The organism is Microcoleus sp. PH2017_05_CCC_O_A (assembly GCF_020738785.1).
Taxonomy (GTDB): domain Bacteria; phylum Cyanobacteriota; class Cyanobacteriia; order Cyanobacteriales; family Microcoleaceae; genus Microcoleus.
In genome coordinates this window covers 36804-53228 of the sequence record NZ_JAEQCB010000024.1, presented here as the reverse complement: position 1 = coordinate 53228, position 16425 = coordinate 36804, and the positions used below count along the sequence as shown (strand labels likewise).

At 46.0% G+C, this 16425-nt stretch carries 14 protein-coding genes and 1 tRNA gene; 9 read left to right on the top strand and 6 right to left on the bottom strand.

Annotated features, from left to right (window positions below):
- Positions 1–117: 117 nt before the first annotated feature.
- Positions 118–2610 carry a hybrid sensor histidine kinase/response regulator gene (locus JGK20_RS07870; RefSeq protein WP_293181611.1) on the top strand — a complete coding sequence of 831 codons (2493 nt, stop codon included), beginning with the start codon at positions 118–120 and terminating at the stop codon, positions 2608–2610.
- A 159-nt stretch (positions 2611–2769) separates the two neighbouring features.
- Positions 2770–3861, top strand: a complete 1092-nt coding sequence (gene cheB / locus JGK20_RS07865) for a chemotaxis-specific protein-glutamate methyltransferase CheB (protein WP_293181668.1) — start codon at positions 2770–2772, stop codon at positions 3859–3861.
- 178 nt (positions 3862–4039) lie between these two features.
- Here the strand turns inward: cheB and JGK20_RS07860 are convergent, their stop codons facing one another.
- Positions 4040–4429, bottom strand: a complete 390-nt coding sequence (locus JGK20_RS07860; protein WP_293157809.1) for a response regulator — start codon at positions 4427–4429, stop codon at positions 4040–4042.
- 622 nt (positions 4430–5051) lie between these two features.
- The gene (locus JGK20_RS07855; protein ID WP_293181608.1) at positions 5052–5234 is read right to left on the bottom strand and encodes a hypothetical protein; all 183 of its coding nucleotides are present in this window, start codon (positions 5232–5234) and stop codon (positions 5052–5054) included.
- A 66-nt stretch (positions 5235–5300) separates the two neighbouring features.
- Here JGK20_RS07855 and JGK20_RS07850 point away from each other — a divergent pair, with 66 nt between their 5' ends.
- Positions 5301–8084: a GAF domain-containing protein gene (locus tag JGK20_RS07850; protein ID WP_293229992.1), complete on the top strand. Its 2784-nt coding sequence runs from the start codon at positions 5301–5303 to the stop codon at positions 8082–8084.
- A 101-nt stretch (positions 8085–8185) separates the two neighbouring features.
- Positions 8186–8257, top strand: a tRNA-Gln gene (locus JGK20_RS07845).
- Positions 8258–8428: 171 nt separating this feature from the next.
- Here the strand turns inward: JGK20_RS07845 and JGK20_RS07840 are convergent.
- A complete protein-coding gene (locus tag JGK20_RS07840; protein ID WP_293210820.1) occupies positions 8429–9550 on the bottom strand; it encodes a serine hydrolase in 1122 nt (373 codons plus the stop codon).
- A gap of 81 nt (positions 9551–9631) precedes the next feature.
- On the opposite strand from JGK20_RS07840, the gene JGK20_RS07835 reads away from it, so the two are divergent.
- The 4 genes from JGK20_RS07835 to JGK20_RS07820 all read left to right on the top strand — a co-directional run bounded on the left by JGK20_RS07835 (position 9632) and on the right by JGK20_RS07820 (position 12801).
- A complete protein-coding gene (locus JGK20_RS07835; protein ID WP_293210822.1) occupies positions 9632–9817 on the top strand; it encodes a hypothetical protein in 186 nt (61 codons plus the stop codon).
- A gap of 57 nt (positions 9818–9874) precedes the next feature.
- The gene (locus JGK20_RS07830; protein ID WP_293210824.1) at positions 9875–10153 is read left to right on the top strand and encodes a hypothetical protein; all 279 of its coding nucleotides are present in this window, start codon (positions 9875–9877) and stop codon (positions 10151–10153) included.
- An 85-nt stretch (positions 10154–10238) separates the two neighbouring features.
- Complete coding sequence (locus JGK20_RS07825; RefSeq protein ID WP_293205213.1) at positions 10239–11417, top strand: transposase; 1179 nt, start codon at positions 10239–10241, stop codon at positions 11415–11417.
- A 268-nt stretch (positions 11418–11685) separates the two neighbouring features.
- Positions 11686–12801 (top strand): N-acetylmuramoyl-L-alanine amidase-like domain-containing protein, encoded by a 1116-nt coding sequence (locus JGK20_RS07820; protein WP_293181596.1) that lies wholly within the window; start codon positions 11686–11688, stop codon positions 12799–12801.
- Between the two features lie 76 nt (positions 12802–12877).
- Here the strand turns inward: JGK20_RS07820 and JGK20_RS07815 are convergent, their stop codons facing one another.
- From JGK20_RS07815 to JGK20_RS07805, 3 genes are all read right to left on the bottom strand, one after another.
- Positions 12878–13294, bottom strand: coding sequence for a DUF2809 domain-containing protein (locus JGK20_RS07815; RefSeq protein WP_293210826.1), 417 nt, complete (start codon positions 13292–13294; stop codon positions 12878–12880).
- Positions 13295–13427: 133 nt separating this feature from the next.
- Positions 13428–14783, bottom strand: a complete 1356-nt coding sequence (locus JGK20_RS07810) for a D-alanyl-D-alanine carboxypeptidase (protein WP_366038647.1) — start codon at positions 14781–14783, stop codon at positions 13428–13430.
- A 190-nt stretch (positions 14784–14973) separates the two neighbouring features.
- Entirely contained in the window at positions 14974–15318 is a 345-nt protein-coding gene (locus JGK20_RS07805) for a ribbon-helix-helix domain-containing protein (RefSeq protein WP_293181586.1), read from the bottom strand.
- Between the two features lie 571 nt (positions 15319–15889).
- Between JGK20_RS07805 and JGK20_RS07800 the strand changes: the two genes are divergently transcribed.
- Positions 15890–16405, top strand: coding sequence for an HNH endonuclease (locus JGK20_RS07800; RefSeq protein ID WP_293210828.1), 516 nt, complete (start codon positions 15890–15892; stop codon positions 16403–16405).
- Positions 16406–16425: the final 20 nt, after the last annotated feature.

Below are 16425 nucleotides of genomic sequence, written 5' to 3'. Positions count from 1 at the left end.
CCAATTCCCAATTACCAATTACCAATTACCAATTCCCAATTACCAATTACCCATTACCAATTACCAATTACCCATTACCAATTACCAATTACCCATTACCCATTACCACAAACACCTATGATAATTGAAGATGAAGAACTTCGAGATGTATTTAAAATTGCTAGTGAAGAACACTTGCAGAAACTAGACGATGGATTGCTGTACTTGGAACAACACCCCGGGGACTCAGCTAAGTTAGAAGAATTGCTGCGGGAAACTCATTCTCTTAAAGGCGATGCTGGGATGTTGGCGGTAAAAAATGTAGCATCTTTAGCTCATCAAATAGAGCATATTTTGGGAGGTGTCAAGCGGGGAGAGACTCAACTAACTTCAGAAATTAGCGATCGACTTTCGCAAGGTTTAGACGCCATCCGCAAACTCGTTGACGAAGCCGTGACTGGTCAAGATTCCGGTGTCAATACCTTTTACGTGCTCGCTAGCATGATGGGTGCTTCTAACAAGCCCCTGCCCGCCGTCCCCATAGCAGATCCAGAATCTTCAAAGGTACCAGAAGAAGAATTTATACAAACGCAACTTATTGATTCGTCTACTGCGGAACCCGAAACAAATAGTGAAACTTATTCCGCCACTAATTTAGATAAAAATTATTCTTTTTCGACTCTACAATCCGAGCAAGAATTGTTGCTCCAATCTCACAACTTGCGTGGGGCTTCTGCCCCCGCTACTGCATCGGCTTCCCAACCCGCTGTTAGCAGTTCTTCAAGTTCGTCTTACCGCATCGAAACAATTCGCGTTGCTACCAAAAATTTAGACGATTTAATGACTCAAGCTGGTGAACTTACTGTTACAAAAACTAGGTTAGTACACCGACTTGCTGATATCGAAAAACTGACAAATTTGTGGGAAAGTTGGAGCAGAGAAGCTTTTATAAATCGCTTGGCTTTTCATCAGATAGAATCGGACAAAAATGCTTTTCAACAAAATGCCCTCATCATACAGTTACAGAATTATTACCAGCGTACAGAAGAACGTTTAGAACGTCTGGGAACTCTAGTAAATAGATTGAAAAATCGAGTTGATGAAGATACTGCAAGACTCGAATTAATTGCGGAAGAGTTGGAATCAGGAATTCGCACTCTCAGACTGCTGCCTTTGTCTACTATTTTTAATCTATTTCCACGAGCAGTTAGAGACTTGGCTAAGCGGGAAGGGAAAGAGGTTAAATTAGTCATTGAAGGTGGGGAAACTCGAGCTGACAAACGCATTCTAGAAGAAATGAAAGACCCTTTAATGCACCTGATTCGGAATGCGATAGATCACGGAATTGAGACGCCAGCCGATCGCGAAAAGCTCGGCAAGCATCCCGCAGCTACTCTCCGAATTAAAGGCTACCATACTGCTAGCAATATTATTATTGAAGTTGCTGATGATGGTCGGGGGCTGAATCTCGATCGCATTAAACAAACTGCTGTCAAACGCAACATCTGCACGCCGGAAGAACTGGCGGTGATGACAGAAAGCCAAATTCAATCGCTGATTTTTGCTGCGGGTTTTTCAACCAGAACATTTGTTACTGAAATCTCTGGAAGAGGGGTAGGTTTGGATGTAGTTAGGACTAATGTTGAAGCATTAAAAGGTCGCATTCAAGTTGAATCAGATCTCGGAAAAGGATGCACTTTTCGCCTGCAACTAAGTACGTCTTTAGCTACTGCTAATGTATTAATATTAGCGGTTGATGGTATTGCTTATGCGCTGCCAGTCGAGTTTATTGAAACTGCAATATTAGTCCGCTCTTCGGATGTTTTTTCTCTCGAAAGCAAGGCGACGGTGATTTTAGACTCTCAGCCTTTGTCAGTTGCTTATTTGGCAGATTTACTAGAATTAAATGATACAGATTGGTTGCACAATAATCGGGAGTGGAGACAGGAAAGTTGGAGAGAATTCAAGAGAAATACAGAGGTAGAATCGGTGAATCATAATTCTCGGAAAATGCCTTGTATTGTTTTGAAAGTTGGGGAGGAAAGATTGGGATTATTTATAGATGCTTTGATTGACGAACAGGATGTGGTGATTAAACCTCAAAGTCAATTGCTGAAACGGGTGCGAAACGTTTCTGGTGCAACGATTCTGGGGACGGGGGAAGTTTGTATGGTGCTCAATCCCCACGATTTGATAAAATCTGTACGCAAGCAAGTTTTGTTGGGTGGGGTTGGGGGTGCCCGATCGCCAATTGAGACAGTCAGCCGAAAACAAGTTATACTTTTAGCAGAAGATTCGATCGCTACCCGCACTCAAGAAAAGCGCATTCTGGAAGGTGCAGGTTATGAAGTGGTGACAGCAGTGGACGGGTTGGATGCTTTCAATAAATTAAAAACTCGCTATTTTGATGCTCTGATTTCTGACGTACAAATGCCTAATTTGGACGGCTTGGGACTGACTATTAAAATTCGTCAGCTAAAAGAATACAGTGAGTTGCCGATTATTTTGGTGACATCTTTGGCGTCTGATGAAGATAGAAAAAGAGGGGCTGATGCTGGCGCTAATGCTTATATTCCTAAAGGTACTTTCAATCAAGATGTATTAATCGAGACCTTGAAAAGGTTAGTTTGATTGTCAGAGGGGAAGGGAAGAGGGGGACAGGGGGAGAGGGGGACAGGGGAAGAGGGGGAGAATTACCCATTACCCATTACCCATTACCCATTACCCATTACCCATTACCCATTACCCATTACCTAAAAAAATCTAAAATCTAAAATCTAAAATGGTATGATGTTGTCGCCCATTAAAGTATTGTTAGTAGAAGATTCCCCAGTAGCTACGATCGTTCTCAAGCGCATTTTGGATGCTTCGCCAGAAATCCAGGTTGTCGGAACGGCTTCTAACGGGTTAGAAGCCCTAGAATTAATCCCGAAACTTCAACCGGAAGTCATCTGTACGGATTTGAATATGGCACAAATGAACGGGTTAGAGTTCACGCGGGAAGTGATGAAAAAATACCCGCGACCAATTTTAATAATTAGTGCTTCTGTACAAGCAAAGGATACTCAAAATGTATTTGAATTAATGAAAGCAGGTGCATTAGATGTTTTTCCGAAACCCATTGGCGGGTTGGCGTCTGATTACGATCGCCTGGGGAATGAATTAATCGCTAAAGTTAAAGTGTTGTCGGGAGTTAAAGTATTTACGCGACATCAAAGGCTTGGAGGAATCGAAACAGCCGAGGGTCGCCCAAGCAAAAAAAATTATCAATTACCAATTCATAATTACCAATTATCTAGCAAAAATCTCAATTCTCAAACTATTAAGTTATTGGCTGTTGGCGCGTCTACAGGGGGGCCACAAGCGCTACACTCGATTATTTCTAAGTTTCCGGCTAATTTGCCAGTACCGGTGATTTGCATCCAGCATATCAGTGAAGGATTTTTGCAAGGATTGGTTGACTGGTTGGGTTTTGAATCTAAACTGCCGGTGAAAATAGCGGGTTTTGGGGAATTTCCACAAGCTGGGATTGTTTATTTCCCGCCAGAAAAACGTCATTTAGAATTGGATGCTCAAGGGCGTTTTATTTATTCTGAAGCTGCTCGTGAAGCGGGACATTGCCCCTCTGTAACGGTAACATTTAAGTCAGTTGCTAGTTTTTATGGTCGCGGGGCTGCGGGAGTGTTGCTAACAGGAATGGGGCGAGATGGTGCTGAGGGTATGTTGGCGATCGCCCAAGCCGGCGGTTTGACTATTGCTCAAAATGAGGCTAGTTGTGTTGTGTTTGGAATGCCAAAAGAGGCGATCGCCCTCGGTGCGGCCCAGCACGTTTTACCCGTCAGTGCGATCGCTCCTTTACTGTTGGCGAAATTAAAAGTTTAGGACAAGCGGGAGAATATAGCAGATCGGACGTAAGGTTGAAACCGCTTCTATATAAACGATGTCCGCCGGACGCCGACTGAATAGAATAACATAAAACGTAATTTAAACGGTCTGAGCTTCAACCCGCGGAGGCGGGTTTTGCTGGTATAGACGCGGTTTCAACCGCGCCCGTCTTCTTTTATGATTTGATATTGATAAACTTACCAATTACTTCGCGCAACTTGTCAGCATCAAAGGGCTTAGTTAAATACTCGGTTGCTCCTGCCAAACGCCCCTGTACTTTATCAAATGCTCCATCTCTGGCTGTCAGCATCACGATCGGCAAATTCTGAAACTGAGGCAAGCTTCGCACCGTGCGGCAGAGCTCCAATCCGTCAATCCCAGGCATCGAAACATCGAGCAACAAAACCGAAATTTGTTCGTGATAAATTGTTGACAAAGCATCAACTGCATTGTCTGTCACGAGAACTCGAAACTCTTTGCTTAAGGCTTGTTTGACCAGTCCTTGCATGACGACGCTATCATCAACTGCCAAAATAGTTGGTACTTGACTGCTAGTTGCAGACATATTCTTCTCCCGGTTTATTTATAGTTCTTGAAAATAGAAAACATAATTCCCGCCGTCAGTCGATTGTAGATTGTAGATTGTAGATTGACTGTTCCAGATGAATCTGGGAGCTTGAACTTGAGTCTAAAATTGCGATCTCGACCCTCAAAATTGTCGGCAAGCAAGTATCGGTTTTTGGGTGGGTCATTTTTCAAGAGTGCCTTCGGATAAATAGTGCCCAACTCCGTTGGAGCATTAGCAGAAACTTCACCCCTGTTTTTTTGACCTCAAACTCGAAAAAACAGATTGCCCGAGGGGTCGATCGGCGATGACAACAGTTGCAAAATCTGCATCTCAACCGTCAAACCCTTGATGGTGGAGTTTGAACAACTATTGTTACAAAGTTTAACATTTTCGGTGTTTGTGTAGTCGCTCTCCTAACTTTTGTTGAGTTGCCTGTGCAACAGCCCGGTAAACCGTACTGGTATTGTGGCACAAACCAATTATTTTAATCTACCAGCAAGCCTGCTACCCACGATTAGATCTGTCTGTTAAAATACTATTAAACTTATTAAGAAATTCTCTGTAAGCTATCCGCCATAGATTTTTGAAGGGTGCTTCGTCCCCACGGAGGCTCTTAGATTCACCCAGCCTCTGGCACATCAAAAGCATAGTCAACTCGAAGTATAATTTCTAGAGTATTAGATCTGCGGTGCTCTAACTCCCATAAATCAAAAGTTTCCATGTCAGTCAAGAGGTTGGTCTGAGTTTGGTGCCAGCAGCCTGTGTTCGACTTGCGATCGCAGTCTCCCGGGACAAAATTCATGGCTCGTTTTTCTCCTCGGCCAGTATTGATTAGGGCGGTTGCCAGCAACTAGATGGGCACTTATACATGATGAAAGCACCCTTGCCTCTTGGTAAAACAGTGTTCGATCTCGATCGCACCGACTTGTATCAACTTCTGGGTTCCGATCCAGAGGCTTGCTTTGACGATTTGGTAGGCTTGGCCGCCAGGATGAGCGGAACTCCTATTGCTTTTTTGAGTTTGATTGATGCCTCCGGCCACTGGTTGAAGTCGCAGCTAGGTATCGATCGAACTTTGGCACACCGTTACCTGAATTTTTGCGATCGCTGCTATATCGACCAAACTCCCGCACAGTTGGGCGCGAGTTCCAACTCTAACTCGGAATTTGACCGGGACATTCCCCTACAAAAACCTGCGGTTGCGGCGGCAGATGCGATCGCACCCTTTGCAAATTCCTGCAATAAACCGCCTGCCATCATTGTCCGAGACGCTTCCACAGACGTGCGATTTGCCCAGCATCCGCTAATTGTTTCTTACCCCTTCATCAAATTTTACGCTAGCATCCCAGTCGTCACCTCAGATGGGCAGATGCTGGGCGCGATCTGTGTCATGGATTTCGTACCTAAAGGCTTGACAAAAAATACGATTGATGGTATTGAGATTTTAACTCGGCAAGTTGCGAGTTTGGTGGAGCTGCGGTGGCAATTAGTCAAAGCCAAGAAAGAGGTGGCAGAGGTAGAAGATATCGCTTCACAGGGCCAGCAAATCTCGGAGTTAGCTCGATCGAACCAGGAGTTTTTCTGGGCAGTACAGACTTCAGAGAAGGACACAAGAATATTCCCAACAAAAAAGCTGCCGGTGCTCGAAACAGGCAAATCTCAGGATTTGCGGGAAACTTCAGCGGGCATGAGGCGCGATCGCGATCCCAAACAAATTCCCGAAATAGTGACAGAGGGGCAATCAATGGCAGACTTGCTACAGGAGCGATCGCGCTTGGCAATGCTGCAAGCTAAAGTTGGTGCAGCTCTCGGACAAGGCGGGACAATACCGGCCACCCTCAACCGCTGCACCGACGCAATGGTAGACCATCTCGACGCCACAGCAGCCAGCATCTGGACGTTCAACCCGCAGATAGAGCGGTTAGAATTGCAGGCCGATTCAGGAGTCAGCAGCCAAGATTGGGAACGGCTAATAGAAGATTGGCTGCGAGAAGAAACGGGAAAACTCGAAACGGCTCCTCTGTGCTTGCTGTCGAACCCGTCCCTCTGCGCCATTGCCTATCCCCTGATTGTGGAGGAACGACTGGTGGGAGTGATGGCTGTATGCAGCAGCGCTGCTGCCACGGAGGGGGCGCTAGAAGTTCTGGGGTGGATGGCTAATGCCATTGGCGTGGCGATCGATCGTGTCAAGGCCCGAGAAGAATTGTTGAGCCGCCGGGAAAGTCTGCTGTTTGGCCTCGCCAGTCAGATGCGGAATTCTCTAGACCTCGACAAAATTTTAGATACGGCTGTTAATGAAATTCACAGCTTGTTGCAGGTTGACCAGTGCTACTTTTTGTGGTATTCAGTATCGCGGCAGGGGCAGCCGAGTTTTGCGATTACCCACGAGGCGGCAAATCCTGAACTCACAGATCTGCTCGCAGAATATCCGATCGCACAAGTAACGCTACTAGCCGAGAAAATTCGCGATCGCCAAACGCTCCGCATCGGCGACACTGCCACAGCAGCCTGCATAGATTCCGCCACGCGAGCTTTTTTAAGGGGTGTCGGGATCGTTTCTAAGCTGCTGCTGCCGCTCAAGACTCACTCCGGTCAAATGGGGGCGATAGTTTGCAATCATTACAGCAGCCGTTCCTGGGCGGCAAGCGAGGTAGAATTGCTGCAAGCGGTGGTGGATCAACTGGCGATCGCGATCGACCAAGCCGAACTTTACGCCCAAACTCGGGCGGCAGCCTTAGCAGCTCAAACTCAAGCCCGACAACTGACTGAAACTTTGCAGAGTTTGCAGCAAAAAGAAGCTCAGCTCATTCAAAACGAAAAAATGTCCTCTCTCGGTCAAATGGTTGCCGGCGTCGCCCACGAAATTAACAATCCGGTTAATTTTATTTACGGCAACTTGACTTATTGCGAGCAGTACATGAAAGATCTGCTGGATTTGCTGCGCTTGTATCAAAAGCACTACCCCGAACCTTGCGAGGAAATTCTCGACAAAAGCGAAGAAATCGATGTGGATTTCGTAGTGCCAGATTTGCTGAAAATTCTTTCTTCGATGGAGATGGGAGCCGAACGCATCCGGCAAATTGTCCTGTCCCTGCGGAACTTCGCGCGGCACGACGAAGCCGAGAAGAAGCCGGTGGACATTCACGAAGGGATTGACAGCACGCTGCTGATTTTGCACAGCCGCTTGAAGTCAAACGGGCCAATACCGGGAATTAAGGTAATTAAAGACTACGGCGACTTGCCGAAGGTAGAATGCTATCCCGGACAGCTCAACCAAGTATTTATGAATATTTTGGGAAATGCGATCGACTCCTTGGAAAATCAGCCCGCACCCAAGACGATCGAAATCTCGACGGCGGTGGTGTCCCAAGACTCGGATCGAGGTGAGTCACGAAAGTCGATCGGTAAACTTGTGGTGATTCGGATTCGCGACAGCGGGCCGGGATTGACCCAAAAAGCTAAATTGTGCTTGTTTGACCCTTTCTTTACCACTAAACCAGTGGGCAAAGGCACGGGACTCGGCTTGTCCATTAGCTACCAGATTGTGGTGGAAAAACACGGCGGCAGTTTGAAGTGTATCTCAGAACCCGGACAGGGAGCGGAGTTCTGGATTGAGATCCCGCTGTCTCGCCCCGCTGCTGTCAAAGAATAAACTGGCGGGCGATCGGTTTGGCAAACATTTTTTAAACTTTATTGTGAAAGTGCTTGACAGATTCTGGTGTTTGAGTGTTAATATGATAAAGGTTAAGACGTTGGGGCGTCGCCAAGTGGTAAGGCAGCTGGTTTTGGTCCAGCCATTCAGAGGTTCGAATCCTTTCGCCCCAGTTAAATAGTTTTTAATGTTTTCGATGAAAGGGCGGTTGAAACCGCATCTACACAGGCAAAACCCGCCTCCGCGGGTTGAAGAGTGGGTCGTTAAAATTACCTTATGCTCTCTTAGTCCACAGAGGCGGACATAGTTTGTATAGACGCGGTTTCAACCGTACATCCGCTCTGCTAATTGCTGGGCCCGCGAGCATTTAATCGATCGAATACGTATCGAGAAATTGCCGGAAATGCTGTTTCGTCCTTGGTATAAGCCACATCGTCTGCGAAAACGACCAAGATGTAAATCGCGCGATCGTCTAAAGTTCTGACAAAAGCCGCTTCGCTGCGGGATTTGGAAGTATAGCCAACTTTGGAACCAAAATAAATATTAGTTGGTAAAGACTCGCCGAGAAATCCTTTTATTGAGTTGCTAGGGTCATTTTTCCAGGCTTTAGGGTCTAAATCTCTCGTCAGCAAGTAAGCCATTTTGCGGCTGGCGAGACTAGAAACAGCTTGCCTAGTATAGATTTCATATATTAATCTGCCGGCTTGGTCAGTAGTTGCTTGATTGCGAATCGGCACAGAATCATCGCCCCGCAATTGCAAATCGCGACCGACTGGGCCTTCTTGCCTTAAATAGTATATGGGATAATTTTTGGTGCTTATACGAATATCATTGTAGCCTGCTGACTGGAAAAACGTGTTAATTTGCGTGCGCTTTTGCAGCCATGTTTGCAACTCTTCTCCTCCGAGCCGTCCGCCGGATTTTGTATCGGTGATTTTATCTAAAATCCTGCTAGCAGCATCGTTGTTGGAGATGCGAATCATTTGTTCTAAGTCGTTTTTAAATGCAGATTCTCTTTCCGTAATCATGCCTTTTTCTATAGCTGAGTAAAAGGCTGCCATCCAAAATAACTTGGCAACGCTAGCAGGAAATCTGAGAGTTTGATTTTGATATCCGGCGAAGGTGTGATTTTTGGGATTGCTGACATCAAACAAGCTAATTGATAGCTTATCTGCTGGTAATCCTTGGCTGGTGGCAATGTTCACAGCTTCATCAACAATCCCTTGCAATTCTTGAGAATAAACTGGATTGGGAGGTGTTTTGATGTTGTAGGTGAAGGTAGGATCGCTTTTACTATCGACTACATTTTGGGATGTTGGAATTGTCGGTGGCGAGATAGCTTCTTGAGACAATATGACGGGTGGCTCTGGGGCGCGGCGAGTTCTGAAGGGCATTGTTAGGAGCCAAAAAAACGCGATCGCCCCCGCAATTAAACACAAAATGTTGCGGTATTTGAGCCGAGACAATTTTGCCCTCAGTCGCCGGCGAGATGGCGCTGGACGATCGGTGATGAGGCGTCGGGGTTCAACTGGACGATCGCCGCTGATTTGCCGTCGAGGTTGGACTGGACGATCGCTAATTTGCCGTCGTGGCTCAACTGGACGATCGCTGATTTGCCGTCGTGGCGCGACTGGACGATCGCTAATTTGGCGTCGGGGCGCGACTGGACGATCTGTGATGACGCGTCGGGGCGCGACTGTACGATCGGTGATGAGGCGTTGGAGCCAGATTGAGATTTGGAGCCAGATTGGGCGTTGGAGCAAGATGAGGCGTTGGAGCCAGATTGAGATTTGGAGCCAGATGAGTCGTTGGAGCGAGATGAGGCGTTGGAGCCAGATTGGACGATCGCCGATCGGGCGTCGGGATTGGATAGGACGTTGGGGTTTGACTGGGCGATCGCTGCTTGCGCGTCGGGATTGGACTTGAGGCTCGCTGCTTGGGCGTCGGGGCTGGATGGGGCGTTGGGGCCCGATTGGGCTGCGTCGGCGGTCTACTTGCATTACAGTGTTTTGGTATCAAACTCGCAGGATCAGTTTATCAGGACATCGGGGTTTAAAACCCCGTCCTAAAAGGACGGCTTTAATTGTAAATCTTTGTTGCAACACCAGTCAGTTTTGTGCTAGGAGGTCTAGCATAAGAAAGGAGGTAAATGCTATGCTAGTTTTTGAGTTTAAAGCCTACGGAAATAAGAGTCAGTTTGCCGCAGTAGATGAAGCAATTCGTACAGCTCAATTTGTCCGAAATAGTTGTTTGCGCTATTGGATGGACAACCGGAAAATAGATAAGTACGACTTAAATAAATACTGTGCGGTACTGGCGCATGAATTTCCGTTTGCCGACGAACTTAACTCTCAAGCTAGACAAGCTAGCGCCGAACGAGCCTGGTCTGCTATCTCCCGATTTTACGAAAACTGTAAGAAAGGAATTCCTGGTAAAAAAGGATATCCAAAATTCCAGAAAGATTGTCGCTCAGTTGAGTATAAGTCAACTGGATGGAAACTGGCAGAAGATCGAAAGTCAATCAAGTTTACCGACAAAAAGGGAATTGGCAAGCTTAAACTAAAAGGAACGCGCGACTTACATTTCTACTCCTTCAACCAAATCAAACGGGTGAGATTGGTGAAACGGGATTCGGGCGTATACGTTCAATTCTGTATTGATGTTAACCGAAAAGAAAACATAGAACCCTCTGGAAATACCATTGGGTTAGACGTAGGACTAAAGGAATATTACACCGATTCCAACGGAGTGATGATTGAAAATCCGAGATTTCTCCGCAAAGGCGAAAAAGTCCTCAAGCGTTGTCAACGTCGTGTTTCCCGAAAAGTTAAGAGTTCAAAGAATCGAGGCAAAGCTAGACAGATTTTAGGAAAACGCCACCTCAAAATAAGTAGGCAGCGCAAAGACCATGCAATCAAACTTGCGCGGTGCGTAGTTCAGTCAAACGACTTGATAGCCTATGAAGATTTGAGGATTAAAAATATGGTGAAAAATCACTGTTTGGCTAAGTCTATTAACGATGCTTCTTGGTATCAGTTCCGGATCTGGCTTGAATATTTTGCCAAAGTATTTGGGAAAGTAACGGTTGCGGTAAATCCGCAGTATACTAGCCAAGAATGCTCTAGCTGCGGTGCAATTGTCAAGAAAACGCTATCTACTAGAACACACGTTTGTCAGTGTGGTTGTACGCTCGATAGAGATTTCAATGCAGCTAGAAATATCCTCAGGAGAGGATTAGGTACGGTAGGGCATACCGGAACCTTTGCATTAGATGCAAGCAACGCTTTGGGAGATGAGTCCTCTACTTTAACTGGAGAAATCCTGTTTAAGTAAGTCATGTCGTAGATCAAAGAATCCCGCGGTACGGCCGGGGAGTGTCAAAATAGGGCGGTGTCTAATAGAATTTTAGATTTTAGATTTTAAATTTTAGATGTGGAATAACTGATTGTATAAGGGTTTGGAACTTGCCAACAGTTGCATTATTTTTTGAAACGGGTCTACACTTTCGTCAATTTAATCTACCTGCTAGGCTGATTAAGAGTTCGAGTAATCGTAAAGATTTCAGGATAGCACTGAGTTGAAGCAAAATCCTTGGGAAAACATGAGAAATTTTTGGAGTCTGGCTGTTTTGGGATTTGCGATCGCCTGGGTGAATAATTATTTGATACCTGATGTTTGGGCATTGCAGTCTCAACCTGCTGTCGCTGTTGTCGATCGACAAACAGAAGCACGCGGCCCGGATGTAGTGGCTGAGTCGATCGCAGACAGCGAAAATAGGGAACCCAAAAATAAGCAAAGTGTTTCTAGTTTGCTCAGTCTGTTTCGGGACTTGAACAACTTACCTGAAATTCCGTATTCCCAATGGCTAGAAGTGCTGGCGAGACGACCAGACTCAGAGAATACTGCGACAGAAACCGCTATACTACCCGAAGACATAGCACGTTTTGAAAAGATTGTACAGTATGCCAAACAGGAAAATTTGCCCGATCGCCCGATCGGACAAATCATCCAGGCGATCGGCGATAACTTCCAAGGATTGCCCTACGTCGAGGGTTTGCTGGACAAATCCGGCGAAGAAAAGTTGATCGTAACGTTGAATAAATTTGATTGCGTTTTGTTTGTAGAGACGGTTTTGGCTATTTCCCGAGGCGTAGCAGTAAAAGATTACGAATATCAAAATTTTGTAAATCGCATAGAAGAACAACGGTATTTAAACGGTAAAATGAACGGCTATTGCAGCCGGCTGCACTATTTTTCAGAATGGATTAAAGACAATCAAAAACGGCAAACCGTAGAAAACATTACCGCTCAATTGGGCGGAGTGCCGATGAATAAAACACTAAATTTCATGAGCCAGCACCGCAGCAGTTACCCGCAAATGGTAAAAGATGAAGCAACTTATCAGTGCATAGTCAGCCAAGAAGCAGAATTAGCCAAAACTACGGTTAATTACATCCCGACAAATCGGATCAAAAGTGTTTATTCCCAGTTAAAGCCTGGGGATATTGTGGCGGTAGCCACGGATGTTAAAGGATTGGATGTCACCCACACAGGTTTTGTGTACAGGAATGCAGACGGGAATCTCGGCTTAATTCACGCTTCGCCGGCTGGGGCTGTGACAGTTGCTTACGACTTGCAGAGATATATTAGCAGAGTCGAAAGTGCGATCGGCATTGTAGTTGCTAGAGCAAAAACACCTAATCCAATTCGTTCGTAGTGAGGACTTCAGTCCGCATTCATGAAGGACTGAAGTCCTCACTACAAACCATATCGAAGTTTGACAAAAAATCAAATTATCTAAATTTCCGCTTCAGCCCTACCACCAAAACCCACCCCAAAGTACATCCCAAAATATAGCCAATAAAATCCTCCCACGAAAAGCCACTACCCAGAAACAAACGCCCAAATAATGTAGCGCGAATAGCTTGCAAAAAAGGAGGTTTCCACAGTTGGTTAAATTCAATGAGACAGTTAAAAATAAAAACTCCCCAGGCAATTTTAGTCGGAGAAACTTGGGGAAACATGAAAACAATTAGCAGAATCAAGAAAATTTGGTAGAGAAAATCACCAAAATAATCATTAAAAAACTCTCGCCCCGGCCCGGAATAGAATTCGCTGCTTAAACCGACAATCAAAATAGGGATGATAGTCAATAAAAGAGCAACTCGATAGTTAAAAAAGCGATGCGCGCGATTAAAAGGTGATGCCATTTTAGGTATTAATAGTAGGGTGCGTCAGTTGGCACAATTTTAGATACCCATTGAAAATCTCTGTGCCGATCCACCGTACAACTATTGACTACTCGCCAAGAATCGAACATAATATTATTCATCAAATCAGTTATTATTGAACAAGTTCGCTGCGAGATACCTTACTACTTCTAGCAGGATTTGGCGTTAATTCCGGTGGCGAAACTTGAACGCTTCCCCATTCAGTCAAAAAGCTTTTCAACAAAACCTCTTGCTGAGTGCGAAATGCCTCGACATTTGCCCCTCGATTCATAATCACAAACCACACGGTTTCTTGTTTTTGAGTTGGTAGCGCTCCGCCCAAAGCGCTAACATTATCCAATGTGCCAGATTTGACTACTGCTAACTTTGGTAGCGCCCGTTCTGATAGTATTCCTTTATCTTTGCCAACTACTGTTAAGACATCAGCAACTGTCATGCTGTAAGGTTGCAGGTAGCGTTCTAAAGCTATAAATAACCCGCACGCAGCCCTAGGAGAAATGCGATTGTCGTCGCTCAATCCGGAACCGTTGACGAGTTGAATTTCTGCGGGAGGAACTCCAGTTGCTGCTGCTGCTTTTTGCGCGACTGTTTTGGCGCCACCAACAGTATCAGCTAGCATATCTGCCATGAGATTGTTGCTGTACTGATTCATTTTTTTGATAAGTTCGGCGAGGGGTAAAGAATAATGTTTGGCTAAGGGTACGGCGCTGGGACGTGCTGGCAAAACTTTGACAGTACCATCAATTACTATTTGGGGTTTCGGTGTATTGGGAGGAAGTGTTTGATACTGGGCTGCGGCTTCGCCCGGCCAGATTTCGCTGTTCAATGCTTGTTTGAGCAATTCTCCTGATTTAAGGGGATTTAATTCAAAGTTCATGTAAAATTTACCGACAATGATTAAAGTGCCAGTGACTCGCTTGATGCCTTTTTTATTTAAGATGTTACCGAGGGCGATCGCCTCTTCCCACACAAACAACGGATCTTCGCTGCCCTCAATCACTAAATCGCCTTTTAATACACCGTCTTTGATGGTGCCGTTGGTACTAATTTCGGTGATAAATTGATGTTCCGGCCCAAATTGTTGCAGCGCTACCAGAGATGTTGCTACTTTGGTAATGGAAGCGGCTGACAGAGGAACTGTACCTTGATGATTGGCGAGTAATGTATTGCCCGATTGCATCCAGATGCCTTGGTCTTCTTTGGCAGAACCTTGGGCCGTCAATGCGTTGAGATATTGCTGGATTTTGGTATTTGTGGCGGTTTCGGGATTGTTGAGAGAAACTGTTAACGGCTGATTGGGTTTAACTGGCGGCGGGGAAGATTCGGCTACAGGAGAGGGAGTTGCAAGTTGGGGTGATTCGGTAGCGGCGCATCCGGCGATCATTGTGAGAAGGGCGATCGAGCTTACAGCACTCAAGTAGCGGTTTTTCAGCATTACCTTAATCTTTTCCATCAAATTTACCATCATCTTTCGGCATACCCGATGGAAAGTTTAGCATTAGTCCGCGCGTCTTCCTTCTGGGATCTTTCTTCGCGAACTTAGCGTCTTCTTGCTTTCTTTAAATATAGATATCTTGGAAATGCTTCGGGATTTGATCTTCAGCGCCTGGGGTTCTCACCCCAGGCCGATCGCAATCGCAAATTCTCGGTAAACTGGTTTATCCAGCCATACTGCCCATACTCCCCATACTCAGGGGCACCATTTCGCCGTGCATCGTCAGGCCTAATAACATCGGCTCATTAACTCGAATCAACTCTCCTGTAAGGGCGCAGCGTTCCTCCTGCTGTGCTGTGGCGTTAATGCTGGCTCGAATATCCGATCGACAAAACATCTGACGATACTCTCCAGACTTCTGCTGGACGTAATTCCAGAGCAAATCTCGAATCAAAGCTTGATAGCCTTGATTGCCAGCGAGCTCTTTGAGTCTCTCCTTGAGCTCTCTTTCCAATCGAATGCTGGTGACTTCCATTTCGGTGGTTGAGGTTCTAGGTAGGGTATGCATAATTTTTCTCCGTGACGGGTGGACATATCTGTAATATCAGTGTAGTATGTTTAAAGCTAGATTTAAAGGTCTCAGATCACTTTCTGCCTACTGTGAAATTTTTCCCCACCTACTCTACTTATCAACTCAAGTGCGATCGCCCCAGGGGTCGCGCTGAGTCCTCACGGCAAGTCTTTATGACAGGTTTGCTAACCCCTACAGCGACCTCGTGGGCTGGGACAAGCCCAATTAAACCCGGTTATAGTGGATTAGGACTAATTTCAGAAATTAATTACAACGAGGTAGACCGGGACGGTCTGGGAGTGGCACGGCCACACCATAAAGATAGGCGAAGCGGGAGGTACAGCTAACGACTGTACCAACATAAGATGAAAATTTGCATGAAAGCAGTTTTTCTAGCCCCCGCTTCACTCGTAAGAGAAGCGGGGGCATTTGATTGGAGATTGGAGCAATTTGGCAAGGCTTGGGGAACTCGCAAAAACTAGATGTAGCCAATGCTGGGAAGCATTCCAAATCTAAAATCTCAAATCTAAAATCTCAAATCTAAAATCCAAATGAGGAGGAGCAAGCCGTGACCGTAGTAACTGATGTATTGAGGCAATCTGTTGTGGTATTTTCTCAAAATTACCTACCGATGAGCCGTGTCAACATCAAACGGGCGATCGTACTTTTGGTAACAGGCAAGGCTGAACCTCTGGATTTTAGCATCGGCAATGGCTATCTAGTGCGATCGCCCAGCACCAGCATCCACGTACCCGAACAAATCCGCTTGACTTTTGGCAACAGGGAACGGCTGTGGAAAGTGCCGCCGGTCAATCGGCGAGAAGTTCTGCGCCGAGATGCCCATGCTTGCCAATACTGTGGCAACAACCGGCATTTGACGCTGGATCACGTGATGCCCCGATCGAAGGGCGGGACGCATACTTGGGACAACGTGGTGACTGCTTGCGAACGGTGCAACTCTCGCAAGGGCGACAGAACTCCCATAGAAGCTGGAATGTCTCTGCGAACCAAGCCGAAGGCTCCCATTCACCCCACTGTTGCTTTTGCCGAAATGTTTTGGCACGAATACCAAATTGGGGAATAGGGAATGGGGCATGGGGAATG